The organism is Bradyrhizobium sp. 956_D2_N1_4, assembly GCF_052076025.1.
Classification (GTDB): Bacteria; Pseudomonadota; Alphaproteobacteria; order Rhizobiales; family Xanthobacteraceae; genus Bradyrhizobium; species Bradyrhizobium barranii.
Genome location: NZ_CP197237.1, coordinates 5,097,826 through 5,124,088, shown reverse-complemented (window position 1 = coordinate 5,124,088; position 26,263 = coordinate 5,097,826). Strand labels below are relative to the sequence as shown.

At 66.1% G+C, this 26,263-nt stretch carries 27 protein-coding genes; 6 read left to right on the top strand and 21 right to left on the bottom strand.

What is annotated here, in order from left to right; genetic code table 11:
* Window positions 1-2: 2 nt before the first annotated feature.
* The 16 genes from AB7535_RS24380 to AB7535_RS24305 all read right to left on the bottom strand — a co-directional run bounded on the left by AB7535_RS24380 (window position 3) and on the right by AB7535_RS24305 (window position 16,231).
* Window positions 3-515: a phage baseplate assembly protein V gene (locus AB7535_RS24380; RefSeq protein ID WP_039152785.1), complete on the bottom strand. Its 513-nt coding sequence runs from the start codon at window positions 513-515 to the stop codon at window positions 3-5.
* Window positions 512-1,642 (bottom strand): hypothetical protein, encoded by a 1,131-nt coding sequence (locus AB7535_RS24375; protein WP_354114052.1) that lies wholly within the window; start codon window positions 1,640-1,642, stop codon window positions 512-514. Before AB7535_RS24375 ends, AB7535_RS24380 begins: the two co-directional genes overlap by 4 nt.
* A gap of 15 nt (window positions 1,643-1,657) precedes the next feature.
* Window positions 1,658-2,008 carry a Base plate wedge protein 53 gene (locus tag AB7535_RS24370; protein ID WP_247344766.1) on the bottom strand — a complete coding sequence of 117 codons (351 nt, stop codon included), beginning with the start codon at window positions 2,006-2,008 and terminating at the stop codon, window positions 1,658-1,660.
* Between the two features lie 11 nt (window positions 2,009-2,019).
* Window positions 2,020-2,685, bottom strand: coding sequence for a hypothetical protein (locus AB7535_RS24365; RefSeq protein WP_354114051.1), 666 nt, complete (start codon window positions 2,683-2,685; stop codon window positions 2,020-2,022).
* Window positions 2,682-3,230 carry a hypothetical protein gene (locus AB7535_RS24360; RefSeq protein ID WP_354114050.1) on the bottom strand — a complete coding sequence of 183 codons (549 nt, stop codon included), beginning with the start codon at window positions 3,228-3,230 and terminating at the stop codon, window positions 2,682-2,684. The genes AB7535_RS24365 and AB7535_RS24360 overlap by 4 nt, the downstream gene beginning before the upstream one ends.
* Window positions 3,231-3,233: 3 nt before the next feature.
* Window positions 3,234-5,579 (bottom strand): eCIS core domain-containing protein, encoded by a 2,346-nt coding sequence (locus AB7535_RS24355; RefSeq protein WP_439037038.1) that lies wholly within the window; start codon window positions 5,577-5,579, stop codon window positions 3,234-3,236.
* Window positions 5,576-5,809 carry a hypothetical protein gene (locus tag AB7535_RS24350; protein ID WP_439037037.1) on the bottom strand — a complete coding sequence of 78 codons (234 nt, stop codon included), beginning with the start codon at window positions 5,807-5,809 and terminating at the stop codon, window positions 5,576-5,578. Before AB7535_RS24350 ends, AB7535_RS24355 begins: the two co-directional genes overlap by 4 nt.
* A complete protein-coding gene (locus tag AB7535_RS24345) occupies window positions 5,806-7,782 on the bottom strand; it encodes an ATP-binding protein (protein WP_439037036.1) in 1,977 nt (658 codons plus the stop codon). Before AB7535_RS24345 ends, AB7535_RS24350 begins: the two co-directional genes overlap by 4 nt.
* Window positions 7,779-9,128, bottom strand: coding sequence for a DUF4255 domain-containing protein (locus AB7535_RS24340; RefSeq protein WP_439037035.1), 1,350 nt, complete (start codon window positions 9,126-9,128; stop codon window positions 7,779-7,781). Before AB7535_RS24340 ends, AB7535_RS24345 begins: the two co-directional genes overlap by 4 nt.
* A complete protein-coding gene (locus AB7535_RS24335) occupies window positions 9,125-9,772 on the bottom strand; it encodes a hypothetical protein (protein WP_439037034.1) in 648 nt (215 codons plus the stop codon). The genes AB7535_RS24340 and AB7535_RS24335 overlap by 4 nt, the downstream gene beginning before the upstream one ends.
* A complete protein-coding gene (locus AB7535_RS24330) occupies window positions 9,769-10,473 on the bottom strand; it encodes a hypothetical protein (RefSeq protein WP_439037033.1) in 705 nt (234 codons plus the stop codon). Before AB7535_RS24330 ends, AB7535_RS24335 begins: the two co-directional genes overlap by 4 nt.
* An 8-nt stretch (window positions 10,474-10,481) precedes the next feature.
* Window positions 10,482-11,006: a phage tail protein gene (locus tag AB7535_RS24325; protein WP_071911630.1), complete on the bottom strand. Its 525-nt coding sequence runs from the start codon at window positions 11,004-11,006 to the stop codon at window positions 10,482-10,484.
* A 24-nt stretch (window positions 11,007-11,030) separates the two neighbouring features.
* Window positions 11,031-12,551 (bottom strand): phage tail sheath family protein, encoded by a 1,521-nt coding sequence (locus AB7535_RS24320; protein WP_439037032.1) that lies wholly within the window; start codon window positions 12,549-12,551, stop codon window positions 11,031-11,033.
* A 36-nt stretch (window positions 12,552-12,587) separates the two neighbouring features.
* On the bottom strand, window positions 12,588-12,956 hold the full coding sequence (locus AB7535_RS24315; RefSeq protein WP_439037031.1) for a hypothetical protein: 369 nt from the start codon (window positions 12,954-12,956) through the stop codon (window positions 12,588-12,590).
* Window positions 12,957-13,190: 234 nt separating this feature from the next.
* Window positions 13,191-13,973, bottom strand: coding sequence for a LuxR C-terminal-related transcriptional regulator (locus AB7535_RS24310; protein WP_439037030.1), 783 nt, complete (start codon window positions 13,971-13,973; stop codon window positions 13,191-13,193).
* Between the two features lie 248 nt (window positions 13,974-14,221).
* Window positions 14,222-16,231 carry a putative bifunctional diguanylate cyclase/phosphodiesterase gene (locus tag AB7535_RS24305; RefSeq protein ID WP_439037029.1) on the bottom strand — a complete coding sequence of 670 codons (2,010 nt, stop codon included), beginning with the start codon at window positions 16,229-16,231 and terminating at the stop codon, window positions 14,222-14,224.
* Between the two features lie 496 nt (window positions 16,232-16,727).
* Between AB7535_RS24305 and AB7535_RS24300 the strand changes: the two genes are divergently transcribed.
* Window positions 16,728-18,044, top strand: a complete 1,317-nt coding sequence (locus AB7535_RS24300) for an alpha/beta hydrolase (RefSeq protein WP_439037028.1) — start codon at window positions 16,728-16,730, stop codon at window positions 18,042-18,044.
* Window positions 18,045-18,063: 19 nt separating this feature from the next.
* On the opposite strand, the gene AB7535_RS24295 is transcribed toward AB7535_RS24300, so the two are convergent.
* On the bottom strand, window positions 18,064-18,342 hold the full coding sequence (locus tag AB7535_RS24295) for a Plug domain-containing protein (protein WP_354114044.1): 279 nt from the start codon (window positions 18,340-18,342) through the stop codon (window positions 18,064-18,066).
* A gap of 63 nt (window positions 18,343-18,405) precedes the next feature.
* Window positions 18,406-19,797 (bottom strand): hypothetical protein, encoded by a 1,392-nt coding sequence (locus AB7535_RS24290; RefSeq protein WP_354114043.1) that lies wholly within the window; start codon window positions 19,795-19,797, stop codon window positions 18,406-18,408.
* Window positions 19,798-19,901: 104 nt separating this feature from the next.
* Here AB7535_RS24290 and AB7535_RS24285 point away from each other — a divergent pair, with 104 nt between their 5' ends.
* Together AB7535_RS24285 and AB7535_RS24280 are read left to right on the top strand one after the other, a co-directional pair.
* Window positions 19,902-20,309 (top strand): hypothetical protein, encoded by a 408-nt coding sequence (locus tag AB7535_RS24285; RefSeq protein WP_354076714.1) that lies wholly within the window; start codon window positions 19,902-19,904, stop codon window positions 20,307-20,309.
* Window positions 20,310-20,509: 200 nt separating this feature from the next.
* Window positions 20,510-21,319, top strand: coding sequence for a substrate-binding domain-containing protein (locus tag AB7535_RS24280; RefSeq protein ID WP_354076712.1), 810 nt, complete (start codon window positions 20,510-20,512; stop codon window positions 21,317-21,319).
* Here the strand turns inward: AB7535_RS24280 and AB7535_RS24275 are convergent.
* From AB7535_RS24275 to pstS, 3 genes are all read right to left on the bottom strand, one after another.
* Window positions 21,293-21,991, bottom strand: coding sequence for an ABC transporter permease (locus AB7535_RS24275; RefSeq protein WP_085405650.1), 699 nt, complete (start codon window positions 21,989-21,991; stop codon window positions 21,293-21,295). The two genes, AB7535_RS24280 and AB7535_RS24275, sit on opposite strands and share 27 nt — an antisense overlap.
* Window positions 21,988-22,356 (bottom strand): arsenate reductase (glutaredoxin), encoded by a 369-nt coding sequence (arsC, locus tag AB7535_RS24270; RefSeq protein ID WP_354114042.1) that lies wholly within the window; start codon window positions 22,354-22,356, stop codon window positions 21,988-21,990. The genes AB7535_RS24275 and arsC overlap by 4 nt, the downstream gene beginning before the upstream one ends.
* 172 nt (window positions 22,357-22,528) lie before the next feature.
* A complete protein-coding gene (pstS, locus tag AB7535_RS24265; RefSeq protein ID WP_354114041.1) occupies window positions 22,529-23,584 on the bottom strand; it encodes a phosphate ABC transporter substrate-binding protein PstS in 1,056 nt (351 codons plus the stop codon).
* 247 nt (window positions 23,585-23,831) lie between these two features.
* On the opposite strand from pstS, the gene AB7535_RS24260 reads away from it, so the two are divergent.
* The 3 genes from AB7535_RS24260 to AB7535_RS24250 all read left to right on the top strand — a co-directional run bounded on the left by AB7535_RS24260 (window position 23,832) and on the right by AB7535_RS24250 (window position 26,261).
* Window positions 23,832-24,743, top strand: a complete 912-nt coding sequence (locus AB7535_RS24260) for a 3-hydroxybutyryl-CoA dehydrogenase (protein WP_354114040.1) — start codon at window positions 23,832-23,834, stop codon at window positions 24,741-24,743.
* A gap of 135 nt (window positions 24,744-24,878) precedes the next feature.
* On the top strand, window positions 24,879-25,343 hold the full coding sequence (locus tag AB7535_RS24255; RefSeq protein ID WP_166343232.1) for a group III truncated hemoglobin: 465 nt from the start codon (window positions 24,879-24,881) through the stop codon (window positions 25,341-25,343).
* Window positions 25,344-25,607: 264 nt separating this feature from the next.
* Window positions 25,608-26,261 (top strand): ubiquinol-cytochrome c reductase iron-sulfur subunit, encoded by a 654-nt coding sequence (locus AB7535_RS24250; RefSeq protein ID WP_354114039.1) that lies wholly within the window; start codon window positions 25,608-25,610, stop codon window positions 26,259-26,261.
* Window positions 26,262-26,263 lie beyond the last annotated feature (2 nt).

Here is a 26,263-nt window from a genome sequence, read left to right as displayed (position 1 = left end):
TCCTAGATCACGGTGAGCGCGCCGAGATTCACGTCGACGGTCGGCCCGGTCATGGTGATGACCGCACCTTTGCCGTTGGAAATGGTAATGCCGACGTCGCTGACCGAAATCATCGCGCCCGTCGTGGTCTGCATCAGGATGCCGCCGGTCGGGCCCGGCACGTCGCTGATGGTGAGACCGTTCTTCAAGGGGGTTTGCAGGGTGATGCCAGGCACGCCGGGCGGCACTGCGTGCGCCAGCACCGGCACCTCCGCGGCACTGCCCCAGTAGCACCCGACCCAGATCGGATAGTCGGGGTCGCCGCGCTCGAACTCGACCCAGACCCCGGCGCCGATGATCGGCACCGTGAAGAAGCCGGCATTGATGCCTGCGGTCGGCAGGCAAGGCATCGCCCAACTCGTCGGTATCACGGCGCCGACGTCGGGCACCATCACCTGGATCCGGCCGATCTGGAGCGGATCGACATTGTTGATCACCACCGCACGATATTTTCCGAACAGGGGCGCATCGCTCATGTCGGCACCTGCGGGACGGTCGAGATCAGCGCGTTGCGTGCGAGCGAGAATGATTGCTTGTAGGAGCCGCGCTCGATCTCGTGGGTGACGTTCTTGACGTAGTAGAGCCCGTCGAACGGGAGGCCTGCGCCGCGCACGCCAACCAGTTGCCGCGACTTCAGAACGCGGCCATATCTGGCGACGTCGAGCTTGCCGCTCCCGAACACGCTGTCGCTGTGCTGGCTGGCGTAAGCGAGCCCCGCCATCAGCGCCTGCGGCGCGGACAGGTGCGCGGTATTGCTCAGCTTCTCGATCTTCGGCGGCAGCGGCGGCACCACGCCGAGCGGCGGGCTCATCGGGGTGATGTCGGGGATCGGCACCGGGATCGGCGCCTTGCTGTTGGCCTCCTGGAAGAACACGATCGGCATGACCTTGCGTTCCTTGTCGAAGTTGAACGAGATCTCCTCGACATTGGTGAGCGCATCCATGTTGGTGGTGAGTGCCGGCTGCGGCGCGCCGAAGCGGATTTCCGGTCCCCAATAGGCCTTCGAGGCGCCGGGCGCGGGACCGGCCTCGAGATAGAAGACGTAGCCGGCTTCGCCCGCGAGCTTCTTGACGTAGGCGTAGTCGCTGCCCTTCTGCTGCGGGATCTGCTGAACCGGGATCGGCGGGATGTCGAGCACGCTCGGGATCACCATCGGGATCACGCCGAGCGCTGCGTATTTGGCAAGGATCGCCAGCACGCGCACCGAGGGCGGCATCGCCGGGAAGGGCAGGCCGGGCAGCTCGATGATGTCCATCAGCGCCGACATGTCCTTGCCCTTGATCACCAGCTTGCCGACGCCGCCGCTGCCCGGCTGCGTCTCGACATTGGTGACCATGCCGTCGATGACGGATTCGGCCGTGCCGTTGATGGTGACGATCAGCACCACGCGCAGCAGCGGCGGCAGCGCGCCGCCGCCGGCAAGCAGGAAGATGGTGCGCAGCGGCGAGCGCACCGGCAGGTCGAAAGTCAGCTCGAATCCGCTCTGCGCATCGCCCGATCCGATCTCGATCTTGGCATGGGTCAGCGTCTCCAGCACCTCGCGCGGCGCCGGCACCGGCGCCGGGCCGATCTGGAGCGAGAGCTGGACGCCGCCTTGCATCATCGGAAAATCGTCTCCCTAAAGCCCGTTCGGGCGCGGGATCTGCACGCGCTCACCGGGCGTGTCGGTGAGTTCGAGCGGATCGGTCACGACATTGGCGTCGGCGATGCGCCAATACAGTTCGGGGTCGCCGAGCGTTGCGGAGGCGAGCGTGTCGGGCCGTTCGCCGGCATTGACGATGTGTTCGCCGGCGATGCCGATGCCGCGCGCCTGGGGGATGAAGCGGCGCAGCACATAGGCGACACCGGGATCGTCCGCGCTGCGCTTGAGCCGCCCGATCGCGGCGCCATGATAGCGGCTGTTCGGCGGAAAACTGTTGTCCGGAAACGCACCGGCATCGATCAGCATCTGGACGGGATCCGAGGACATCATGTGCTCCGTCAGGGCAGACTGGAAAGACCAAGCGAGGCCAGCGAGGCGCCGCCGGTCAGGCCGGCGAGCGTCTCGCGGTTGCGCAGATAGTTGAGGAAGATGGTGCCGCCGCGATGCGTGAAGCCGAGATCGTCGGTGCTCATCACATGCAGCCCGAGCGAGACCTTTGCGCGGATCGGGTTGAGCGCGGGATCGAACGCTTCCTCGACGATGGAGAACTCGGCGACGCGCACCGGTGCGACCCGGTTCTTGCTCCAGACGAACAAGGTGAGCGGCGCCTCCGGCGGCAGGATCTCGAGCGTGCCGCCATCGGCCTGGCTTGCGATGCCGAGCAGATCGTCGACGCTCGGATTGACGAGCGCTTCGAGCACCGCGAGCTGCGGCGCGATGCCGAAGGCGACCGCATTGGCGTGCGCGTCGGGATCGGCGAGCTGGTCGGTGGCGTCGATTTCGGCGTCGAGCTTGATGGTCTCGATCGCGGGCCCTTTCAGCCGGAACGGTTGCGCCCGCCCGCCGGCCGCGCCGTCGCCGCCGGTGCCCTGCACCTGGTAGCTGCGGCTCAGCGTGTCCGGATTGTACTGGAGCGCGATCTGCCGTCGCACCGTGCCGCCGCCCGGCGCCAGCACCACGAGGCCGCCCTTGATCAGTTTTGGGGACGAGGTGAGGCCGGTCATGGCAGGCGCCCCCCCGATGGGCCGCGCGACGGCGGCAGCCGTTTCATCTGAAGGTCGAGCCGTAAGTCGCGCTGATAGCGTTCAAGACTGCCCGGTGCGAACGCGGCGATCCGGAGCGGCGTATCGACGGCGCGGTTGACGTAGAGCGTCAGGCCCCGCCGCGTGTACACGTATTCATTGGCTTCGACCTCGAACGTCCCCTGGAACGAATTGAGCCTTGTCTCCGGCTCGCCGAGTGCGTCGAGCAACGACGGCAGCGGCTCGACGAGGACGACGTCGGTCGCATCGATCAGCACCACCGTGCCGTCGTTTGCCCATACCCGCGCGCCGCGCGCGAAGCCTGCGGCCGAGGCGTTGAACCAGTCGGTCCGGTGCCTGGCGCTGCCGAGCGCGCCCTGACCATGCCAGGAGCGGTCGAGATCGAACACGGCTGCGACGTCGTCGAGGGAGGTCGGGTGCGCGAGGCCTGCGAACGAACGCAGGTCGCGGCCGGCGAGCAGCCGCAGCGGTGACAGGGCGAGATCCGACGGGCGCGCGGCTTGCATCGCTCAGCCTCCGATCTTCTTGACGTCGCCCTGGAAATAGGCGGCGTAGAGGTTGCGGATGCCGACGACGTTGACGAGCTTCACCGCCTCCGCATACGAGGAATAGCGTCGGCGTGATGCCGGCTGCACGGTGATCGGTTTGAGCCTTGCATATGCGGGGCCCTCAACCGCCTCGCGCAGCTTGGGATCGTTGACCCGCGGTGCGACGTTCTCCCAGGCGATCTCGTCGAAGAGCGAATCGACGCCTTCGATCAGCGTATTGTTCTCGTTGGAGCCATCGCCGAAAGTATTGGCGAAATTGTCGTATTCCGTGGTCCGCAGCGTGTGGATATATTCGTGGATCAGCGTCTGGAACATGTCCCACAGGAAATCGCGATCTTTGTCCGAGTCGGCCTTCTTGAAGATCTGGATGTTGATGTCGCCGAGATTGGCGGAGGCATCCCAGCCGCGGTCGATTTCGTTCAGCTTGTCGACCTGCGCGGCCGTGCTGGTGAAGTCGTCGGCGATCTGGTCGAGGATGATCGCCTCGTCGCCCACGGGATTGTTGCTGGCATCGAAATGCGGTGAGGCATTGAGCTTGCGATTGATGGCGCGCACGCGGTCGTTGGCCTGAAAGAAATACCGCATCAGCGCCTTCGCCTTGTCGCGCTTCTCGGTGCTGTCCATGCCCGCGAGCTCGGCCTCGGTCTCGGCGAACAGGTCGTGGATGTTGCCGCGCGCGCCGAGCGTATCGGCTTTCAGCTCGGGATGCTTCGACTGGTCGTAGTACTCGCCGAACACCTTGTCGGTTTCGTCCTTGCTGGCCTTGCCGATCCGCTCGAACTCCGCAAGCTGGTGCACCTTGTTCGGATCGCCGTGCTCCGCGGTCCCCTTGTCCTTGACCATTTCATCCCAGTAGTCCTGGATCATGCCGGGCATCAGCAGGCGCAAGGCGTCGTCGTACTTCTTCTTGCCCGCCGGGGAGTTGTCGAATGGCAGCGGGCTGCTGGGGTCGGGCCTCAGCGCCACCGCGATGTCTGCCTTCTTCGCGGCATCGGGTTCGACCGTCGTCGACAGATCGCCGGCGCTGGTGGTCAGCGTGACGTCGCGGAACACGCCCTGAAGCATGACGTCGTATTTGTCGAGGATCCTTTCCGTCGCGTCAGCCTGCTGTTTGAGCGTTGCTTTTTTCGCCGGATCGCTTTCGTCCTCGGCCTGGTCGCTGAGGAGGTCGAACCGGCGGGCGATGTCGGCGCGTTCGCGGCCGAGTTCCTCCGTGGCCTTCGCCCGCTCGGCCGGCGCAAGCGCGAACACCTCCGCGGCGATGGTGGCGACCTCGTCGTGGCCCGCTGCCGTCGCAATCCGGATCTTGATGGCCATGGCATCGTAGGCGAAGGTCGGCGCGCCCTTGCCCGGTTCGCCCAGCGGTTCGACGTCGCCCTTGGCGAGCGCGTCGCGTCCGCCGCGAAAGCGGGTTGCGAAGAAGCGCTTCAACCTCTTGTACTCGGCGCCGTCGATGTCGGATTCGAGCTCGGTGACGCTGAGTTTGCCTGAACCGAACATGATCCGCAGTGCGGCGATATCGCTCAGCTCGAGCAGGTCGAGGATGGCGTTCTCGTCGTCATCGAGTGTGGGGCCGTCCTGCATCTCCTGGATCAACAGCGCCTTTTGCAGTGGATCGAGCTTGAACTCGGCCTGGCCGGCTTTCCACCGACGGACGATGGCACGCGCCTTGTTGTCGCTGTCGAAGCTGCTTTCGATCGCTGCGGACTTGGTGATCTTTTCGAGATAGGCGAGCAGCTCCTTGTCGCCGAAATTGCCCTCGGCGCCGAAGAACACGGCGATCGATTCGTACCAGGCGAGCCGCTGCACCGCCGCCGGCGGCACAGTCGCGCCGCGCTGCTGCACAACATGGGCGAGCTCGTGCGCCAGAATGTGCCGGCCACGCGGGCTTTGCGGATTGTATGCGCCGTCGCCGAACACGATGTGGGCACCCGCAGTATAGGCGGTTGCGCGGATCGCACGGGCTGAGGCTGCGGCCTGCGCGTCGGTGTGGATCCGCACACGGCTGAAGTCGGAACGAAATTGACGTTCCATCGTCTCGCGCGTCGGAGCGCCGAGTGGCGAGCCGGCCGATCCGACCACCTCGGATACCGCGGCCGGCGCGGCCGGTCCCGTCGTGCCAGTGGAGCGTGGAAGTGGCGATAGCTCCGGGGCCGGGCCAGTCGGCTGCGATGGCCGCAGGGCGTTCTCGGCCGCATGCTCGGCTTCGCTCTCGAAGCGGTCGCGGGCCGGACGAAGCTCGAGCGAAGGCGCATGGGCCGGCGAGGATGGCTTCGGCACTGCCTTTGGTGCGGCATGCACGGTCATGGCTTGTCTCGCGGAGCGTCGGCGCCGGATGTCGTGGTCAATCGTGCCGCGATCCGATCGGCGACCGCGCGCGGCGCCTCGGCATGGGCGGCGCTCGCCTCGTTGGCGGACCCCGTGAGCCGCTGTTGCAAGGCCTGTCCGATTGCGTCGGCAAGTCCCGCAGCTTCGGAGTGTCGCGACGCATCGACGACGAGACGCCCGATCCGGATATCGATACCGGCATGTTTCATGGCCCGACTCCCGGCCAAGGCCGCTCGAGCTTGGAGAACTCGGCACGCACCGCGGCGTTGATCGCGTCCTGCTCGATCCGCTCGCCGCCGCCGGCGGCGGCCAGGAAGGCGGCGTTGAGCGCGATGGCGCGGATGTTGCCGCCGGTCAGTTGCAGCCTGGCGAGGCCTGCGAAATCGACCTTGCCGAGCGGTGCATCGGCGGGGAACTGCATGCGCCATAGTGTTTCGCGCGCAGCGGCGTCAGGGTAGGGGAACTGGACCACGTAGCGGATGCGGCGCAGGAAGGCACGGTCGAGCGCGCTCTTCATGTTGGTGGTGAGGATCACGAGCCCGCGATAGGTCTCGATCCGCTGCAAAAGGTAGGCGATCTCGATATTGGCGAAGCGGTCATGGCTGTCGCGCACCTCGCTGCGCTTGCCGAACAGCGCATCGGCCTCGTCGAACAGCAGGATGGCGCCGCTGGTCTCCGCGGCCTCGAACAGCCGGCTCAGATTCTTCTCGGTCTCGCCGATATATTTGCTGACCACGCTGGCAAGATCGATGCGGTAGAGATCAAGTGCGGCCGCGCTCGCGATCGCTTCGGCGGCGTAGGTCTTGCCGGTGCCGGATTCGCCGGCGAACAGCGCGGCAGTTCCGAGCCCGCGGCCGTTATGCACGGCAAAGCCCCAGTCGTCATGGACGCGCGGCCTGTGCTGCAATTCACTCGCGATGGCGCGGAGCTGCGCGGTTACCACCGGGGGCGCGACCAGGTCGTCGAAGCCAACGCGGCTGTCGATCCGCTGCGCCAGCGTGTCAAGCCCGCCGCGCACCGCGGCGCGGCAGAGCCGCCACACCGCCGGCCCGAGCAGAGCGGGATCGGCCTGTGTCTCGGCGAGGGCTTTGGTGACCACGAGGCGCAGGTCGGCGGCGGGGACGTTGAACTGCCGCAGCGCCGGACGCAGCGCGGCTGCGAGCGCGGCGGCCTGCTCGCGCGAAAGCCCGCGCAAGGCTGCGACCTGCCGCGCGGCGGCCGGGGCATCGGCGACCTCGAGCCCCAGGATGCGGCGCTGCCGCAGTCGCGACAAGCGGGCCGGCTCCGGCGCGTTGAGCACGATCGCGGGTCCCATTAGGTGAGAGAGCAACGTCATCGCATGCGCCTCGGCATCCGCCGCCTCGATCGGGCGGTCGAGCTCGAGCGCGATGATGGCGTCCGAGAGGGCGGCCTCGCGGTCGAGCAGACGGGCGATCTCGGCAAGCTCGCGCGGATCGTGCGGCAGATCGCGGGCGTGCAACCACAGTCCGTTCGCACCGAGGCAGGCGAGCGCCGCGCGCGCGAGGTCGCGCTGCGGCTCGATCTCGCCGCGAGCGTGACCCAGGGCGGCCAGGGCAGCCGCGCCCGTGCCGAGCGCGTGCGCGATCGTGTTCGCCTGTGGTGTATCGGGCTCGATGGATCCGACCGGCTCGCAGCGAACGAGCCCGATCAGGCGGGCATCCATCGCTGGGACGCCGGTCAGGTAGTGCAGCACGCGCTCGTCGATCTGGATCGGACGGCGCGGCGGCGCCTCGCGGCCCTCGCATGCGATCAGGCGCCAACGCCGCAACGGCCGGAGCGGCGAGAGCGCATCCCAATGTGGCTCAGTCAGCATCTGCACGGCGAAATTGAACGTCGGCTGCGTGCTCGCGATGGCTTCGGGCGCTTGCGCCATCGCCACGCCGACGAGGCGACGCAGCGCACTGTCGAGCTCGAAGCCGGCCGCGAGCAGCACGACGTCGCGCTCGAACGCTGACAGGCCGAACAGCTTTGTCAGCGCCTCGAGCGCGGGCTCGAAATCATCGCCGCATTCCGGCGGAGGCGGCTCGGCGTTGGCCGATGTATCGCGCAACTGCCGTGCGAGGCGCAGGCGCAGCGCAGCGAACTGCGCCGCCAGCCATTGCTGGTTGCGGCTGGCCCAATCGAGCCCCGGCGGCGCTTGCGGTCTGTCGTGCATGTTCATGGCGGCACGCTCAGGGTTTGCGAGGCATCGAAAGCGGGCGCATCGCCGCTGAGATCGAGCAGGAGACTGTCGACGCCTTCGATGCGCAACCGCGCCGGATAGGCCCCAGCGGCAAGCGTCGCGGGGAAGTCGAACACTAACGGATCGGTGGCCGCGCTGCGCGGCTTGGCGGTGGCTTCCGCCGTGCCGAGGACGAGGCTCGCGCGCTGCCGCGGCTGCACCTGCGGCCGCGAGAACAGGGTGGCCGTGACGCGCAGCGGCGCAGTCTTGCGCAGCACGGTCGCCGCAGGCAGCGAAAGTCCGGCATCGGCTGCAATGACCAGTGCTGGGGCGATGACCAGGGCCACCGCGTTGGTCTCGCGCTCATTGGCTTCGCCGGCCGGCAGCAGGCGCAGCGTGAGGCTCCATTGCCCCGGCGCGAGCGCTGCCTGCGCGGCGGCATCGTTCGGCAGCATCACGGTGAGCTCGGTGCCGTCGTCGTTGGGGGCGCCCGGTACCAGTTCAAAAGGAGCTGGAAATAGCGGGTGCGCCAGCCGCACATGAAAATTGCTGCCGCTGAGGCGAATGCCGGAGAGCACCACAGGCTCGCCGAGCCGCGCGCCGGCCTGCTTGTTCTGCGGCGTCGCCGCAAACAGCGTCGGCAGCGGAGGCAACGTGTCGGGATTGACGACGACGCCGCGGTCGCGCTTGGTCGCGGGATCGATGATCCCGCGCGACAGCACCGGCAGCGGCGAGACTGCGGGTTTCGTGGCCTCGATCAGCACCACCGACACCACATAGGCGGCCGTCGGCCGGTAATGCGATTGGATGGCGGCCCATAGCCGTGACATCTCCTCCGGCCCCATCACGGCCGGCGTGATCTTGATCAACTCGGCCTGATCGGCAAGGTCGGCGGCAGCGAGCGCCTGGAACGCCGGCGGCAGCATCGCGACGTCGAGCGGATTGGGATTGAGCGCGCGCTGCACGGCGGCGCGATCGAGCACCGGGCGCTCGTGCAACAGATGCATGCCATAGCCGAGCAGGATCTCGGCCTGGCAGTCGACCCGCGCGTAGGCCGTCAGCAGATAGTGCAGGTCGAGCGCGAGCGGTGCGTTGGTCAGGCGCTCGCCGCTGGTCGAGGACCGCGACGGCAGGGAGCGGTTGCGCCAACCCGGGTTCGGCGTCACCTGATGCAGGAACAGATTGAGCCGCGGCTGCTCTTCAGGGCTGGCGAGGTCGATCGTGTCGGGCGCAACCGCACTGACGTTGACGGTGCCGCCGACCGCGGGCCCGGCCTCGATCAACCCGTTGTCGAGCAGGTTGCGCAGCACTGCGCTGACCGCGCCGATCGCGAGCGGCGAACTCATGCGCGGCCTCCGGGTCCAGGGCGGCGCAGATAGTCGGATAGCGACACCGACGGCTTTGATGCGGGCTTAACGGCGCGTGCCGTGCGTGGGGGCTCCGGCGAGCGGATGTCGATGCGGTCGATCGTCACCTTGATCACCGGCGGTGTCTCGCGCCGGCGCTGCGCCTGGCCGGCGAGCACGGTCTGGCCGAGCGGAAGCGCCGGCGGTGTTGCAGCCTCGTTTCGGGGGCGGGGCGTGTCGCGCAAGACCGTGTCACGCGGCTGTGTGCCGCGCGGCGGATCGCGCGGGTCGGCAGGCAGAGGGGCATCGACAGGCGATCTTGACGGCGCGTCGGTCGATTGAAGCGGCTTCGCGGTAGCTGCGACCTTGGGTTCGAGACGCAACGGTGCGGCTTCGTTGTCCGGCTCCATTTGTCTGCGCTGCGGCGCCTGCAGGCCAGTGGCAGGATCATCTGCGCCGGTCATGTTCGGCAATGCCGCCGGCGAGGATGCCGGTGTCTGCCTTTCATCCCGTGTCGTCTCGTGCATCGGAGCATCGTCGTTCCGGGGCGGGGCGGCAAAACGCGCCGGCAGGGCAACGCGTGCCGCGCCGGGAATCGGTTCGCCGCGGCCGATGCGTGCGAGATTTTGCAGGAGGCCCGTCATGACGCGCCCGCAAGTTGCAGGTAGGCGGCGCGGCGGGTGTGCGGCAATGCCAGCACCTCGGCTTCGCTCCAGCCATATTCGCGCGCGAGCGCGTCGACTTCGAGCAGGGTACGCTCGGCCGCTGCCTGCACCTCGGTCCAGAGCGCCGGCGCGATGTCGATCACGGCCTGCCAGGCGTGGCCGCAATCGGGGCAGTCGAGCGCGAAACTGAGCACCGCGCCGGGATCGCAACGTTCGAGCTCGGCCTCGACCCTGTGCAGGATGTCCTGCGCGGCCGGTGGCGCCTCACCGAGGCAGCGCGCGAGCAACAGTTTTGTTGCGGCGGCGGAATCGCAGGTCGCGGCGAGGCTTGCAAGATCTGAAAGCGTCGGCAGCCGCAGGGCCAGCTCGCTGCCTCCGTTCGTGATGCGCGGCGGCACGGCGTCAGCCGGTGGTGCAAGTCCGTCCGCGAGCACTGCACTGTCCGCCGTGAACTCGCAGTCGGTGTGACAGGTGGGGCAGGCGGCGCGCAGCCGCCACGGCGCGCCGAACAATCGCGTGCGCAAGGCCAGCAGCGCGGCATTGCCTGTGCCGATCGAGTCCGTCGGCGCTGCGCCCGCCGCCGCGAACAGGGCATCGTCGCGCTGGCGCTGCGCGCGGCCGGCGGCCCGGTCCCACAGCGCCAGGATGTCCTGCTCGCGTTGAGCGGTGGCGGAGAGCATGGGCGGTCTCAGGCTGGATCAGTGAAAGTGGGCTCGGACGGCTCGGCGACGGCTTGATCGCGCTCCCATCCCTCGTTCTCCAGCTTGATGTGCTGGATCGCCACCGCATTGGCGTTGGCGTCGAGATCGGGCAGCGACTGGTATTCGGAGACCCAGCAGCGGAATAGCTTGTAGGCCAGCGCGAGCTGCCCGGCCTCGTTGTAGACCTCGAGGATGATGTCCTTGCGGAAATCCTTCAGCGAGACCTCGGCGCCAAGTCCTGCGCCGAAATGCCAGACCTTGTTGGCCCATTTCTCGAACTCGGTGTCGTGGGTGACGCCGCGATCGAGCGTGATCGCCTCGAACTTGCTGCGGCCGGGCGACTTGCGTCCCGTCGAGGGATCGCCGCCCTCGCGGTGTTCGACCACTTCGGTGGTGCGTTTCAGCGCCGACACCTTGCTGATGCCGGCGACGTAGCGGCCGTCCCATTTCACGCGGAACTTGAAGTTCTTGTAGGGATCGAAGCGCTGCGGATTGACCGAGAACTGTGCCATTTGCTTGCCTCAGGTGTCTTTGCCTCAGGTTGGGATGTCGCCGGCGATCTGCTGGATCTTGATGACGACGAACTCGGCGGGCTTCAGCGGCGCGAAGCCGACGATGATGTTGACGATGCCGAGATTGATGTCGGCCTGCGTCGTGCTCTCGCGGTCGCATTTGACGAAATAGGCCTCGCGCGGCGAGCGGCCCTGGAACGCGCCCTGCCGGAACAGGCCCTGCAGGAAGGCGCCGATGTTGAGCCTGATCTGCGCCCAGAGCGGCTCGTCATTGGGCTCGAACACCACCCATTGCGTGCCACGGTAGAGGCTCTCCTCCAGGAACAGCGCCATGCGCCGTACCGGAACGTATTTCCATTCCGAGCCGCGGTCGTTCTGGCCGTGCAGCGTGCGCGCGCCCCAGACCACGTTGCCGTAGACCGGCAGCGTGCGCAGGCAGTTGACGCCGATCGGGTTGAGCTGGCCGTTCTCGGCGTCGCTCAAGCTCAACGCGAAGCCGACGCCGCCGTTGACGCTGGCATCGGTGCCGGCCGGCGCCTTCCAGACCCCTCGCGTGGCGTCGGTCCGGGCGTAGACGCCGGCGACGAAGCCGCAAGGTGGAAAGTCGCGCACGACGCCGGATTGCAGCGGATCGGCCTGCATCACCCACGGGTAGTACAGCGCGGAGAAATTGCCGTCCGAGCCGGTCAGGCCGGCCTCGCCGTTGGCGCCGCTCATGTTGGCGACCGTCTCGTTCTGGAGGCTGTCGATGATCAGGAACGCACGGCGGACGTGGCAGCGTTGCTGTAGCTTGGCGAGTGCGCCCTGGGTCGTTGAATTGACATTGGTGAGGCCGGGCACGCAGACCAGGTTGAACAGGTCGATGCGGTCGACGATCCCGCCGGTCGCGAACAGCGGATCGATCGCGCTCACGAACGGACCGTCATTAGCGGAGAGGACCGTGCCATCGGCGCCGCCCGCAAATGGTTTCGTGGCCGGGGTCGGCACCGTCGTTGATGCCGTGGTCAGCTTGTCCATGAAGGCGGAGCGGCCGTTGACGACGCTCGGCGCGTAGCGCGGATCCGCCTTGTTCATCGACAGGTCCTGGAACGTCTCCACGATGTCAGTCCTCGGCGACGGGCCGATGACGTCGAGCCGGAAGCGGGTGCTGTCGTCCGCACGCAGCGTCAGCCGGACGCTGTAGGAGTTGGCCCACAGGCCCGGCGAACTCGCCTCGATACCGAGATCGTTGATCGCGCAGGTCGCGGTCTTCGCGTCGTTCGCCGGCGTTCCCGAATTGAACAGCGCGATCCGCACGACGTAGGCGTCGCTGCCGCCGTTGTCGAAGAATTGGCGCACGGCGTAGCCGAGATTGGCGCGGCGGTCGAGCCCGCCATAGGCGCGCTCATAGTCGGCAAAGCTCGAGATGCGCACGGCACGGTCAACGGGGCCACGCGGCGCCCAGCCGATGAACAGCGCGATCGACGTCGCCACGCCCGAGATCGAGCGCACGCCGCTGGAGATTTCCTCGATATAGACGCCGGGTTGCAGAAGGGCTGAGGGCATGTCGGCTCCTGTGATTTGGCGGTCCGTCTCGTTTGGTCAGACCGCGGCGATTGTCTTGCCTGGCCGGCGGGCGCGCCGCTGGCGCGGCCTGCGCCTCGGGCCGGGCGGATCCCGAATGGCTTCCGACAGGGATTGCGTCGTGATCTCGGTGATGGCCGTGCGGTGCGGCCGCAGCTCGTAGAGCGCGCCGCTTTCGCCGCTTGCGACGATGGTGACGACCTTCAACCGCGGCCGGCTGTGCAGAAGGCTCGCGAGGCTGTCGCGCTCGTCCGGGGCCTTCTGTGCCACCACGAGGACGTCGGCGCGGGTGCGGCGTGCCTCCGTTGCCAGATTGGCGTCGTCACTCGTCCCGACTACGGACAACGCCGGATCTTTCGCGACGACATGCTCGAGAAGATCGGTCATCAGCCTCGGAAATCCCGCAATGAGGATGCGTCTCTGTCGCAATGGCCACCTTTGCGGTGAGCCTTGCACAAGGCGCGACGGCGCGATTGAGCCAAAAGGTCTAGCGAGGATGGAGCTGATGGTCCGGACCATGCCCGCGGCGGTGAGACCGCGATGACGCAAACGGGCGCGCAATTCACCGCGACTTGGCGGCTTCGCGCGCGATGCCGGCCCGAAGGATCTAGGCCGAAAGGTCTAGCGGGTCTGGATCCGCGACGATGCAGGCGCGGGCGCGCCGTTCGCGTGCAGATGCCTGCTGATCTCGCCGCGCCGGCGAATCTGCAATTTGCTGAGCACGTTGTGCATGTGGTTCTTCACCGTCGAATTGCGGATCCGCAAGGCTCGTGCGATCTCTTTGTTCGATAGCCCTTCGCCGACGAAGCGAATGATCTCGTGCTCGCGTGGTGTCAGCGTGTCGACGCCGGCGGCCGGCGCTCGCGTGACGGTCCGCGCGGAGAGCAGCGCGAGCCGGCCGAACAGGGCGGCGGCGACTTTGGGTGAGCACACGAGCTCGTCGCGCATAGCGTTACGGACGGCGGCGACGACGTCGCTGATCGAACCCTCGCGCAGCACGAAGCCGGACACGCCGGCCTCTGCGCAGGCCAGGATGTCCTGCTCTGCCTCGGCGACCGCGATGGCGACGACCTTCAACGCCGGCGTCAGCGCGCGGCAGGCTGCCGATTGCTGCAAGCCCTGCGGCGTCGCTATGTCGACCAGCAGCACCTGCGCGCCGCTGTCGACGACTTGCTCAGGCGGGGTCGCAAGATCGCCGTGTCCGGAGATGCGTAAGCATTCCTGCCGGGCCAGGCAGGAACTGAGGCCTTCGCAGAGCAGGCGCACGTCGCTGAGGATGAAGAGGCTGATGGGTATGAGGCCGCCGGCGTCCGGCTCGGCGGGCGGCGGTGATGCATGCGAAGCGGTGAGTTGGGAATGCGGCGGGACGTGGCGCCCTGCCGAAAATGACGCATTGGACGACATGCCTGCCTCCCGATTGCCAACTCACAACCGTGTTTGCCGCCGCGCCCAGTTGAAGGCCACCAAGATCAAAAAGTTGTATACTAAATATCTTTCCCCTTGAAATTGAGTATCGCGCGTTTTGACGTCGCTGACAAGCACCGACACGGCATCCCAGCATGTCGGGGGCGTTTCGACGCATGTGAAGCGGACGATTGACAGGCAGCAATTTAATTTATCAGCGCTACGCATGCGGATTGAGATCTGGCCTCTCAGGCCACGACCTTGGCGCCGGCGGCGCCGAGACGCTGGCGTTCCTTTGCGAGATGATCGCCAATCGCATCGCCCGACATCGGCTTTGCGAAGTAGTAGCCCTGGATGAAGTCGCATCCTAGGCGGCGCAGGCTGTCGAGCTGGGCGCGGGTTTCGACGCCCTCGGCGACGCAAGCGATCTCCATGTCGTCGCACAGGCCGGCGAGAGACTTGATGATCTTGTGACTCACCGGATTTTCGTTGATGTCGGCGACGAAGCTGCGGTCGATCTTGATCTTGTCGAGCGGCAGCCGATGCACGTGGCTCAGCGAGGAATAACCGGTGCCGAAATCGTCCAGTGAAATGCCGCAGCCCATCGCCTTCAGCGTCGCGATCGACTGCTGCGCGCGCACGAAGTCGAAGGTGACGGCGGTCTCGGTGATCTCGAAGTCGATCCGGTTCGGCGGCAACCCGCTCTTCTCGATGATCGAGATCAGCGGCAAAATGCCCTCGGCTGCGCAGACATCGTGAGCAGAGAGGTTGAACGACAGGCGGATGTGGTCGGGCCAGGTCCTTGCCGTCGCGAGCGCGCGGACCAGCAGCGCCTGCGTCAGCGGCCGGATCAAGCCGATGCGCTCTGCGGCCGGAATGAAGTCGGCCGGTGAGACCAGGCCGAGGCGGGAGCTGTGCCAGCGCGCCAGGACTTCGAAGCCGGCGGTGTGCTCGCTCATGGCGTCCACGATCGGCTGGAACACCAGGTCCATCTCGGTGCTGAAATCGGCAGTGCGGAGCAAGTTCTCGATGACGCCGCGGCTGCGGATCTCGGCCTCGAGCTCGCTCGAGAAGATCACGGTGCGGCCGCGCAGATGGCGCTTGGCGTGATAGAGTGAGTAGTCGGCGCATTCATAGAGCGCTTCGGCGCTGGTCGCCGAGCTTGGGAACAGCGCGAAGCCGATCGAGCAGGACAGCCCGGTATGGGCGGTGTCGAGCTGGTAGGGCAGCTTGACCTGTTCGCCGATGCGCTGGCCGAGCCGCATCAAATCGTCATCTTCGGGATCGCCGCACACCACAAGGCCGAACTCGTCGCCGCCGAGCCGGGCAAATTCCACCCGCTGCGGGCCGAAGCCCTCGCAAACTTCGCGGATGCGGCGCCCGGCTTCGATCAGGACGCGATCGCCGACCGAGTGGCCGTAATTGTCGTTGATCGGCTTGAAGCCGTCGAGGTCGATGATCCCCACCGCGACGCGAACGCGCCTGCGCTCGGCGCCGCTGAAGGCGCTCGACAGCTCGGCGAAGAAGCGGCGGCGGTTCGGCAGCTCGGTGAGGGAATCGAGATTGGCGAGGCGGAAATTCTCGTCCGAGAGCGCTTGCGTTGCCGCCTGCTGCGCCAGCAGCGATTTGCGGCTGGAGACGAGATCGGCGAAGTCGCGGTAGTAGATGAACAGCACCGTCACCATCGCGCCAGAGACGAGAAGGTTGTTGACCGCGATCGCCTTCAGCGTCGGTTCGCCGGTCGCCCAGAAGAACAGCACATAGGGAACGTCGACGACGAGCGTCACGATCAGCGCCGCGGAACGCAGATGCATCAGCGAAAAGATGCAGCCGATCACGGTCACCGCCATGTAGAAGGCGACCTGGCTCTTGGCGAAGGCGTCGCCGTAAGGGTACAGCGCAAAGGACCATGCGGTGAAGCCGGCGCCGATCGGTAATGTCATCCAGTTGGTGGCGCGCAGATTGCGCAGGATATCGGCATCGCTGCGCACGAGGTGCCGCTGGCGCAGCCACCAGAAGGTCCGAAGCGCGGCGAGCACGGTGAGCACGCTCGGCACGATCATCGTCAGCCAGTCCGGCGCCACGTTGACATAGGTATAGGCGACCGCGATCGTGTTGCTCATCAGGATGAAATAGAGCAGCGGGATCTGCTTGGAGAAGGCGTCGAACTGCGCGCGCGTCAGGTCCGGGTTATCGGCCGGCACGCGAAACAGCCGCATCGCGGCGGCGAGCTGAGACTTCAAATTGACGACAGGCATTGCAATACGCGCCCCGGATCCCTTCAAAACGGCGGCGATCTTGCACGACGGGGGTAAAGGTCGCGTTAGGTGGGGCTGCACGAAAAGTCAGCGCAGGTTGCGCGCGGCCGCGGGATTTTCCAGCCGCGTGTATTGGTGAGGCCGTGTTAAGGATATCCGGCGGCCGAGGCGCGTGTCTCAGGCACACCTTGCCCGCAACCACCCGCAGCTACGATCTGCTAACCATGCGAGACCTTGGCTTTCACATCGGCGACGGCGCATGGCCGCGCGATCAGCCGACGCACGTGCTTGCGCAAGGTACGTCGTGCGAGGTGCAGCAGCAACGGCCTCGTGTCCGCGGTAATTCATGAGCATGCACGGAATAATGGTCGCCTTTCGGTTTGAGCATGGCGGCTATCGCTGGAATGCGGCCGCTTGCTGTTTGACCGCGCGCAGGCGGCCCGCCATACTTTGCGTCAAGGCGAGCCAGAAAGACTTGTCGGCACCGGGAGCTGAAATGACCAATTCTTTGTCCGTCCTTGCGGGGACGCTGATTTCCCTCGTCTCCTTCACTTCAATTGCACTGTCGCAGCCGGCCTGCGTCACCCAGAACATGGCTGTGCCGCCCGGGGCCAACACCACCGACAAGGCGGCACCGTTCTTCATCGACACGGCGGGCCTGGATTTCAAGACGGCACCGCCGACGCGCGATCCCTCGAACCCCAACTATCCGCGCGCGACCGAGCTGCCCGACGGAACGCTGCCGCCGTCCGGCGCCGAGGGCAATTTCATCATCGGGCCCACCCACAATCCCGCGCCGGAGACGATTGCGAAGGAAGGCGTACCACGCGGCACGACAAAATCCTTCACGCTGACGTCGAGGGAGAGCACGATCTACAATCCCGGCCTGATCCGCGACGACGTCGCCGGCTGCACCAATTCCTCGATCATGACGACCGTCACCGCGCCGGATGACAAGTCGCACATGATCGTCACCACCAGCCATCCTGGAATCTGGTCGCGCACGATCGACGTCTACGTGCCGGCGCAATATGTACGCGGCACCGAGGCGCCGTTCATCGTGGTCGGCGACGGCGGCTCCAACGCCTACAAGGACCTCGCCACGACGCTCGATAATCTGATCGCGCAGCGCCGCGTGCCACCGATGATCGCGATCCAGATCGGCAATGGCGGGCAGGACGCGCAGGGCAGCCAGCGCGGCCGCGAATACGATGCGGTGTCAGGCGACTATGCGCAGTTCGTCGAGCGCGAGGTGCTGCCGCTGGTCGAGAAGAACGCCGACGTCAAGTTGACCAAAAACCCCGACGGGCGCGCGACGATGGGCCTGAGCTCGAGCGGTGTGGCGGCCTTCACCATGGCGTGGTTCTATCCCGATCTCTATCACCGCGTGCTGGCCTTCTCGCCGACGATGGTCAACCAGCAATGGCCGCACGATCCGTCGCTGCGTGGCGGCGCCTGGGAATATCACAGCGCATGGACGGGGCCGGCCGGTCCCAACCTCATATCAAAGGCCGGCGTGCTCACGCCGGCCGAGCCGCCCGGCGTGCCGCTGATCGTCGCCGCGCCTGCGAAGCCGATCCGCTTCTGGTTCTTCGGCGGCGATCAGGATCTGTTCTATCCGAACCCCACCATTCCCGACGGCATGCACGACTGGACTTTGTCGAACGCGCTGATGGCGAAGGTGATGGCGGAGAAGGGCTACCACTACCAGTTCCTGTTCGTGCGCAACGCCAAGCACGTCGACCGGCCGACGATCGCGCAAACGCTGCCGTCGGCGCTGGAGTGGGTCTGGAAGGGCTATCCGATCCCCTGAACGCGAAGTCGCGCGAAATCTAGCGGCCAATCCCTATCGTCACGCCGGCGGTCGAGCGCATGGCGTCCCGGAGGGTCGTCGCGTTCATGTCGTCAAGGATCTGACGTGTCAGCACGGTGGTCTGGCCGGGCGTGTTGAGGATCGTCTGGCCGCGCGAGGTGGAGAGCCGGTCGGCCTTGTAGGGCGCGGCCGGATCGGTCGCGGGCGCATGGTGCGGGCGTTTGCTGGACGCCGCAAAGGCCCCTTGCGAGATGCAGAGGGCGGCGATCACGACCAGGCGCAATAATCTGGCGGGCATGCGGCCTCCCATGTCCAGGGCGTCAGCCTAGCATATGGCGGGCATGGTCGCAGAGGACAAGGGTCAGGCGAGAGCGGCCTGGCGTTCCCGTAGCGGTTCGCGGGGCCGGTCAGTGTTGCGCGGCTCGGCGAGCCGGGTAAAGCTGCGCTGACCCGCCGACGCGGGCGCCTCGACGACGACGCCCTCGCAGACGATCTGCCCGTCCAGCATCCTGAATTCGAGCTTGTCGTAGCGTGGCATGGTCTCGCCGGGCGCGGGCGGCAGCAGCTCGACGCGGCCCTGGATGTTCAGCGTGGCGTCGCCGGCGCCGTGAAGCCGCGGATTCCACATCCTGATCCCGGTCTCCGTCCAGCGCTGCCGGATCAACGTGGCGCGGTCGACGGGTTCCACGACCTTTGCGCGCGTCTTCGGCGCGCTGGGGATCACCGGAGCGGGATACTCGAGGATCGGCTCCGGCGCGACGTGCGTGACGGCGCTTGCCGTGTCGGCGGAGGAATCCTCCGCGGCGATCGTTGCGATCGGGGCGGGATCGTTGGCCGGGACCGGCTCGATCTCCATTGCGACGACAGCGAAGGCAGCGCTGTCGATGCTGCTCTCGGAGACCTCCCCTGCCGAGACGTCGCTGTCCGCAAGCGCGACGCACGTGTCCTCTACGACAGCCGGCTCCACATCAGCGACGTCAGAGGAGGTATCGTCGTTGACGGCGAGAACGGGGGCATCAACCGGTGCGATCTCGATGTCGATAGAGGAGACCAGCGCCTCCTCGACGACGACAAGCTCCACCTCGGTCGCGAGTTCGGGAGATGCATCGTTGCTGACGACGGGCTCGGAAACGTTGGCCTGCCGGCTCTCGGCCTCGACAGGCGACAGCCGCGCCTCTTCAACGATGACGGGTTCAGCGATCTCCGGAAGTTCCACAGACGGGTCGCTGCTAACGAGCTCGGGTGCACCGACCGGCTCGCTCTCGATCTCGACAACCGGGACCGGTGTCTCTTCTACGACGACGGGTGCGACGCTGGTTTCAGGCTCCGCGGGCGGATCGTTGGTGACGAGCTCATGAGCATCGACGGCCGCGCTCTCCACCTCGACTGACGAGACCGAAACCTCTTCGACGACGACCGCCTCGACCTCTGTCGGCGCTTCCAAGGATGGATCATCGGCGACGCTGATATCAGTTGGCGCCGCGGACGAGCTCTCCGGGATGACAGAGATAGCGGCGCCATCTTCGGCGACCGGAGCCGCAACGGCGATCTCGGTGTCACTGGGCAGCGGGCTCGTGCTGATGCTGTCGGGAGCCGGAACAGCTTCTGCGATGTCGGCGACGATTGCGGGCGAATCGCTTACCGCGATCGGCGCGACATCGATGCTGCCGCCGTGAGGCAAGGGCCTAAGCCGGGTGAACGCCCATTTCACCGCGGGAATGCGGCGCAGCAACGATATCAGTCTCGAAAGCACAGGGAGTTGTCCAAGAGGTACTCGGCGTGAAGCAATCGCTGATTCGCCAGCAATGCAAAAAACTGCCCCGGCCGTCACATCGATGTCAATGTAGGTGGGACCAATTGCAGAACATCCGTGCCTCCACCGCGCGGGAAAGGGCAACGCGACTGCCGTGTCGGATGCGACAATGCACCACCGCCGGGTTGCGGGCGGTCGCGCCTAGGATGGGCGGGACAGCAACGCAAAGCACGCGCATGTCCGATCCTCCCGACGACAGGATCGTTCCGATCCGCTCGTTGCAAGGCGCCCGGCTCGACGAGCGCTTTGACGCAACGCTTGCGGACCTCGAGGCGCGCCGCGATGAACTCGTGCAAATCATCTCGCGTCTCACCGACGGCTTGAGCGTGATCGATCAGGCCGCCGCTGGCGGATCAGCTCAGTCCGCGCGCGATCTGCTCGATCTGCTGGCCACGGCCAAAGCCCAGCTGAACGAGGTGACGGCCATCATCGAAAAGCTGCGGTCGTCCTGAAGTTCCGGCGCGGCAGGCGGCCAATGTGACCGCGCCCACAGAGTTGCCGCGCCGATCCCCGATACGCTTCCTTCGACAGCGAAGGAGAAAGGACGTGATCCGCGAGACATATCTGGCCGCTGATCCTGCGCCGAACGTCGGACTTCCCTGCGTCATCCTTCCCGCCTAAGTTTAAACGTCAGGAGAGTGAGGACAACACAATGAGAAAGCTTGCCGCCATCGCAGCGGTTCTGGTCTGGTCGACATGCGCATTCGCGCAAGATCGCACCATCACCGTGGCCTCGACGACGTCGACGGAGCAGTCGGGCCTGTTCGGTTACCTGCTGCCGCTGTTCTCGAAGGCGGAGGGCATCGAGGTGAAGGTCGTGGCCGTCGGCACCGGCCAGGCGCTCGACATCGGGCGGCGCGGCGATGCCGACGTGGTGTTCGTGCATGACAGGCCGGCCGAGGACAAGTTCATGTCCGAGGGGCAGGGCGTGAAGCGCTTCGATGTCATGTACAATGACTTCATCATTGTCGGTCCGAAGAGCGATCCCGCAAAGATCGCCGGCGGCAAGGACGTCACGGATGCGCTGCGCAAGATCGCGGCGGCGAAGGCGCCATTCATCTCGCGCGGCGACAAGTCCGGCACCCATGCGGCCGAGCTGAGATTGTGGAAGGAGGCGGGCGTCGATATCGGCGCCGGCAAGGACAGCTGGTATCGCGAGATCGGCCAGGGCATGGGTCCGGCGCTGAACATGGCCTCGTCGTCGAACGCCTATCTTCTGTCGGACCGCGGCACCTGGCTGTCGTTCAAGAACCGCGGCGAGCTTGCCGTCCTGACCGAGGGCGACAAGCGGCTGTTCAACCAGTATGGCGTCATGCTGGTGAATCCGGCGACGCATGCGAATGTGAAGGCGAAGGACGGACAGGCCTTCATCGACTGGCTGGTTTCGCCGAAGGGGCAGGATGCGATCGCCGGCTACAAGGTCGGCGGCGAGCAGCTATTTTTCCCCAACGCGTCCCACTAGCAGGAAGGCGACGGTCGACACCGCCACGCTCAGCGCGAGCAGGATCAGCCCGAGCCCGAGTGCCAGCGGCAGGTCGCCCTTGCTCGTCTCCAGTGCGATCGCCGTCGTCATCGTGCGCGTGAAGCCGCGGATGTTGCCACCGACGATGATGATGGCGCCGACCTCGGCGATCGCGCGCCCGAAAGCCGCGAGAAAGGCCGTCAGCAGCGACGTCCGGCCGAGCGCGAACAGCAAGCCGATGCTGCGCAGCGTCGATAGTCCGTCGATCCGCGCCAGGTCGCCATACTCGGCCCAGAGCAGGCTCGCCGGCCGGTGCACCAGCGCGACCACGATCGGGGTCGCGAGCAGGGTCTGCGCGATCACCATGGCGGTCGGCGTGAACAACAGTCCGGCTGCCCCGAGCGGACCGGACCGCGACAGTAGAAGATAGAGCGCAAGCCCGACCACGACCGGCGGAAGGCCGAGCAGCGCATTGGTCAGCACGATGACGACCTGTCGCCCGCGGAATCGGGTGATCGCGAGCAGGGCCCCGAAGGGCGCGCCGATCAGCAGCGCGACGATGCCGGCGGTGAGGCTGACACGAACCGACAGCGCGACGATGCCGAGCAGCTCGGCGTCGGCCTCGCCGATCAGCGTGAGCGCGGCGCCGATGGATCGCGCGAAGTCGTTCATTCGGCCGGACGCTGTTGCGCCGGCAGGAGATCAAGCACCAGCCACGAAGGGCGGAAAAGCCTGACGTCGTTCGGGGGCACGATCGGCCTGTTGCTCAGGATCGGATGTACCATCATCGCTTCGAGCCGCTGGTCATCCGTCAGTGCCGGGTTGTCGAGCCCGGGCTCCGGATAGGGCGCCGCCTTTTCGCGGACCGCCTCGTGCACCGAAATCCCCATGCGCGCGATGGACTGCTGCAACGGGGCTCGCGAGGGGGGCGTCTTCAAATATTCGACCACGTGCGGCTCGATGCCGGCACTCCTGATCGTGGCAAGCGCGCTACGCGACGTGCCGCAGTCGGGATTGTGGTAGATGATCACGTCCATGCGAAAGTCCCCGGGCTTGGACCTTCGCGCGTTCTCGCCGCTGCGAGCCGGCAACAGGCCTTTCGCAGGACTAAATCACGATTCACGGCGAGATTTCCAGAAGGATCGCGGTCGCGTGGCTGGCACTGGGAACGTGGATGCCCGGGGCATGACGGCCGCTCGTTTCCAGGCTTCAGCGCTTGACGTTAGCCGAGGCCGAGACCGTGGGGTTTGTCTCGATGCTCTGCTGCCAATAGCGTTCGATCTGGTCGACCAGGGCAGGCGGAAGCGGCACGTAATTGAGCGTCTCGGCCTGGGCCTTGCCGTTCTCCAACGACCAGCGGATGAAGTCGATGGCCGCTGCCGATCGTTCCTCGGATTTCGGCGCCTTCGGCATCAGCACGAACGTCGTGGCTGTGATGGGGTAGGCGTCCTCGCCGGGCGCGTTGGTGAGCACGAGGTGGAAATCCTTCTCCGCCTTCCAGTCCGCGCTCGAGGCCGCGGCCTGGAACGATGCGGCGTCGGGGACGACGAAATTGCCGGCGCTGTTCTGCACGACGCCAAATGAGATTCTGTCTAGCCGTTGCAGCGCGTAAGTGTATTCGAGATAGCCGATCGCGCCGGGCACGAGGCTGACGAGCGAGGCGACGCCGTCATTGCCCTTGCCGCCGAGACCAAGTGGCCACTCGACCGAGGTGCCTTCGCCCACGCTCGTCTTCCACTGCGTGCTGACCTTCGAGAGGTAGTTCGACCAGTTGAACGTCGTGCCGGACCCGTCGATGCGATGAACCACCGTGATCGCAGTGTTCGGCAGCCTGATGTCGGGGTTGATCGCGCGAATGGCCGGATCGTTCCATGATCTCAGCTTGCCGAGATAGATGTCGGCGAGCATCTGGCCGGTGAAGCGGATCTGGCCGGGTTTAACTCCATCGATATTGACGACCGGCACGACGCCCCCGATCACGATCGGGAATTGCATCATGCCGAGCCTGTCCAGCTCCTTGGGATCAAGCGGCATGTCGCTTGCGCCGAAGTCGATGGCCTCTTTCTTGATCAAGCCGACGCCGATGCTCGAGCCGACCGCCTGATAGCTGACGGTGTTGCCGGTCTTCGTCTTGTATGCGTCGATCCATTTCGCCATCACGGGCGAAACGAAGGTTGAGCCGGCTCCCTTGGTCTCGGCCGCCAGGCTTTGCGTGGCGACGAGCAGAGCGGTGAAGAGGACGGGGAGAGTGAGATGTTTCATCATGCGGCCGAGGCTAGCAGGCCGGGCGCGAAGCAGATGTGGCCTGTGTCACAAAGACGTCTTGGCCCGGTGCTCGCTGGCGCGCCCTCGGCACCCCCTGCAGCGGCCGGGCAAAATGCGCAGAAATCAGCCCGCGGGGGCATCAAATCGCACCTCTCCGCGGCGGAAGAGCGGCTTTATTCCCGCCCGGGATGCTTTAAGGAGGGGGCAGGATCAGGTCGCACCCGCCCGGCGGCGATGCTAGACCCTGATGCAGGAACAATGGGGCCGGGCCGTCTGGCACGCCCGCAATGATGAAGGATACGAGGCAATGATCAACACGGTTGGCATCATCGGGGCAGGGACCATGGGGAACGGCATCGCGCAGATTTGTGCCGCGGCCGGGCTCTCGGTCGTGATGGTCGACATCTCCGATGCGGCGGTGAACCGCGGGCTGTCGACCGTCGGCGGCAGCCTCGAGCGCCTGGTCAAGAAGGAGAAGATGTCGGCGGCCGATCGCGAGGCGGCTCTCAGCCGCATCACCGGCACCACCGACCGCGCGAAGCTCGCCGATTGCGACCTCGTCATCGAGGCCGCGACCGAGAACGAGGAGCTCAAGGTCAAGATCCTGAAGGACCTCTGCGCCACGCTGTCGCCGCGCACGCTGCTCGCGACCAACACCTCCTCGATCTCGATCACGAAGCTTGCCGCCGCAACCGATCGTCCCGATCGCTTCATCGGCATGCACTTCTTCAACCCGGTGCCGGTGATGGCGCTGCTGGAACTCATCCGCGGCTTGCAGACCTCCGACGACACCCACGCCAAGGCGCTGGATTTCGCCAAGCGGGTCGGCAAGGTGGCGATCACGGCCAAGAACAGCCCCGGCTTCGCCGTCAACCGCATCCTGTGCCCGATGATCAACGAGGCGATCTTTGCGCTCCAGGAAGGGATCGCAACCGCTGAGGAGATCGATGCCGGCATGAAGCTCGGCTGCAACCATCCGATCGGGCCGCTGGCGCTCGCCGATCTCGTCGGGCTCGACACCATGCTCTCGGTGATGGAGGTCTTCTATAAGGGCTTCAACGACCCCAAATATCGTCCGGCCCCCTTGCTCAAGGAAATGGTCGATGCCGGCCATCTCGGCCGCAAGACCGGCCAGGGCTTCTACACCTATAGCGCCTGATGGCGCCGGCGGCGGGTGCTCTGCATCCGCCGCCCGATCCCCGCAATTTGCGCTGCGACAAAGACGCCGCGCGCAATTGGCCCGACAATGTCGAACGGGCGGCCTGCGGGAACAAATGAACGGATAGCGAAGGACATGTCGGATCGACTGAAGGCCGAGCGCGAGGCGGCGGCCGCGCGGCGGAACCTGCTGACCCAGGATGCGATCGAGCGCACCGGGATCACCGAGGAGATGATCGGGGAGCTCGTCACCCGCTTCTACGGACGCGTGCGCGAGGATGGGCTGCTGGGGCCGGTCTTTGCGATCGTGCAGAATTGGGACGAGCATCTCGCCAAACTCAAGGATTTCTGGTCGTCGGTCGTGCTGATGAGCGGCCGCTATCATGGTTCGCCGATGCGGGCGCATGTGCCGCTCAGCCTGGTCGGCGATCATTTCGATCGCTGGCTCGATCTGTTCGAGCAGACCGCGCGCGAGGTCTGTCCGCCGCCGGCGGCCGCGCTCTTCATCGACAAGGCGCGACGCATCGCCGACAGTTTTGAGATGGCGTCGGCGACCATCGCCGGCCGTATCGCTGCGCCGCGTCACGTGCTCCGGTCCTGACGACAGCAAATTTGCCTGTAAAACGTGCAGTTGTATCGCTTCGAGGTTGTGCTGTGCGGCCAATAACGCGTTGCACCAATTCCGGCATCATCGGTCTGATCTGCAAAATCATCATGCCGATCGCGCGATGCGACGTTGCAATTGCAAATATGCGCTGGAACGCATTCATTTGCGTTCAACCAAAGCGAGCAAAGACATATTGATGCGCTGCGGCGCCAACTCTCCGCCTTTTTTTCGGCAGAGTTCCAGCGCCTGCTAGCGTGCATGTCGCGCGCATCGTTCAACACCACCCCCTCATCGTCCGAGAGCACCGCGGAGTCCGAAGTCGACGCGGGTACAGAACAGACGCGGCGAACGCTGCTGCTTGGCGCGCTCGCCACGACCGCCTGCCTCGGTTGTTTCACGCAGGCGCGCGGGGGCGAGGATCCGCCAGGCTCCGACGAACGTCCGCAGAAGGGTGATCTCCTCGTCTTCTCCGAAGGCGACCAGGAGGGAAAGCTCATCACCGCGGCCGATCTCCCGGCCGGTGGACCGCCGGTTCACGCTTGGCCGAAGGATCCCAACACGTCGGTGGTGCGCAGCGCCTCGCGCCTCAACGAAATCCTGATCATCAGACTCGATCCCGCCGAGCTCGACGAGAAGACCCGCGCGCGTGCCGTCGACGGCATCCTGGCCTATTCGGCGATCTGCTCGCATGCCGGCTGTCCCGTGACCGCCTGGGTCAAGAGCGATGTCGGCGACAAGGACGTGTTCAAGTGCATGTGTCACAACTCCGAATACGATCCCCGCGAGGGCGCGCAGGTCGTGTTCGGACCGGCGCCGCGGCGGCTTGCCGCGCTGCCGCTCGCGCTCGCTGACGGTTCGCTCAGCGTCGCCGGCAACTTCATCGGAAAGGTAGGTGGCGTGCAGCCAGGATGACG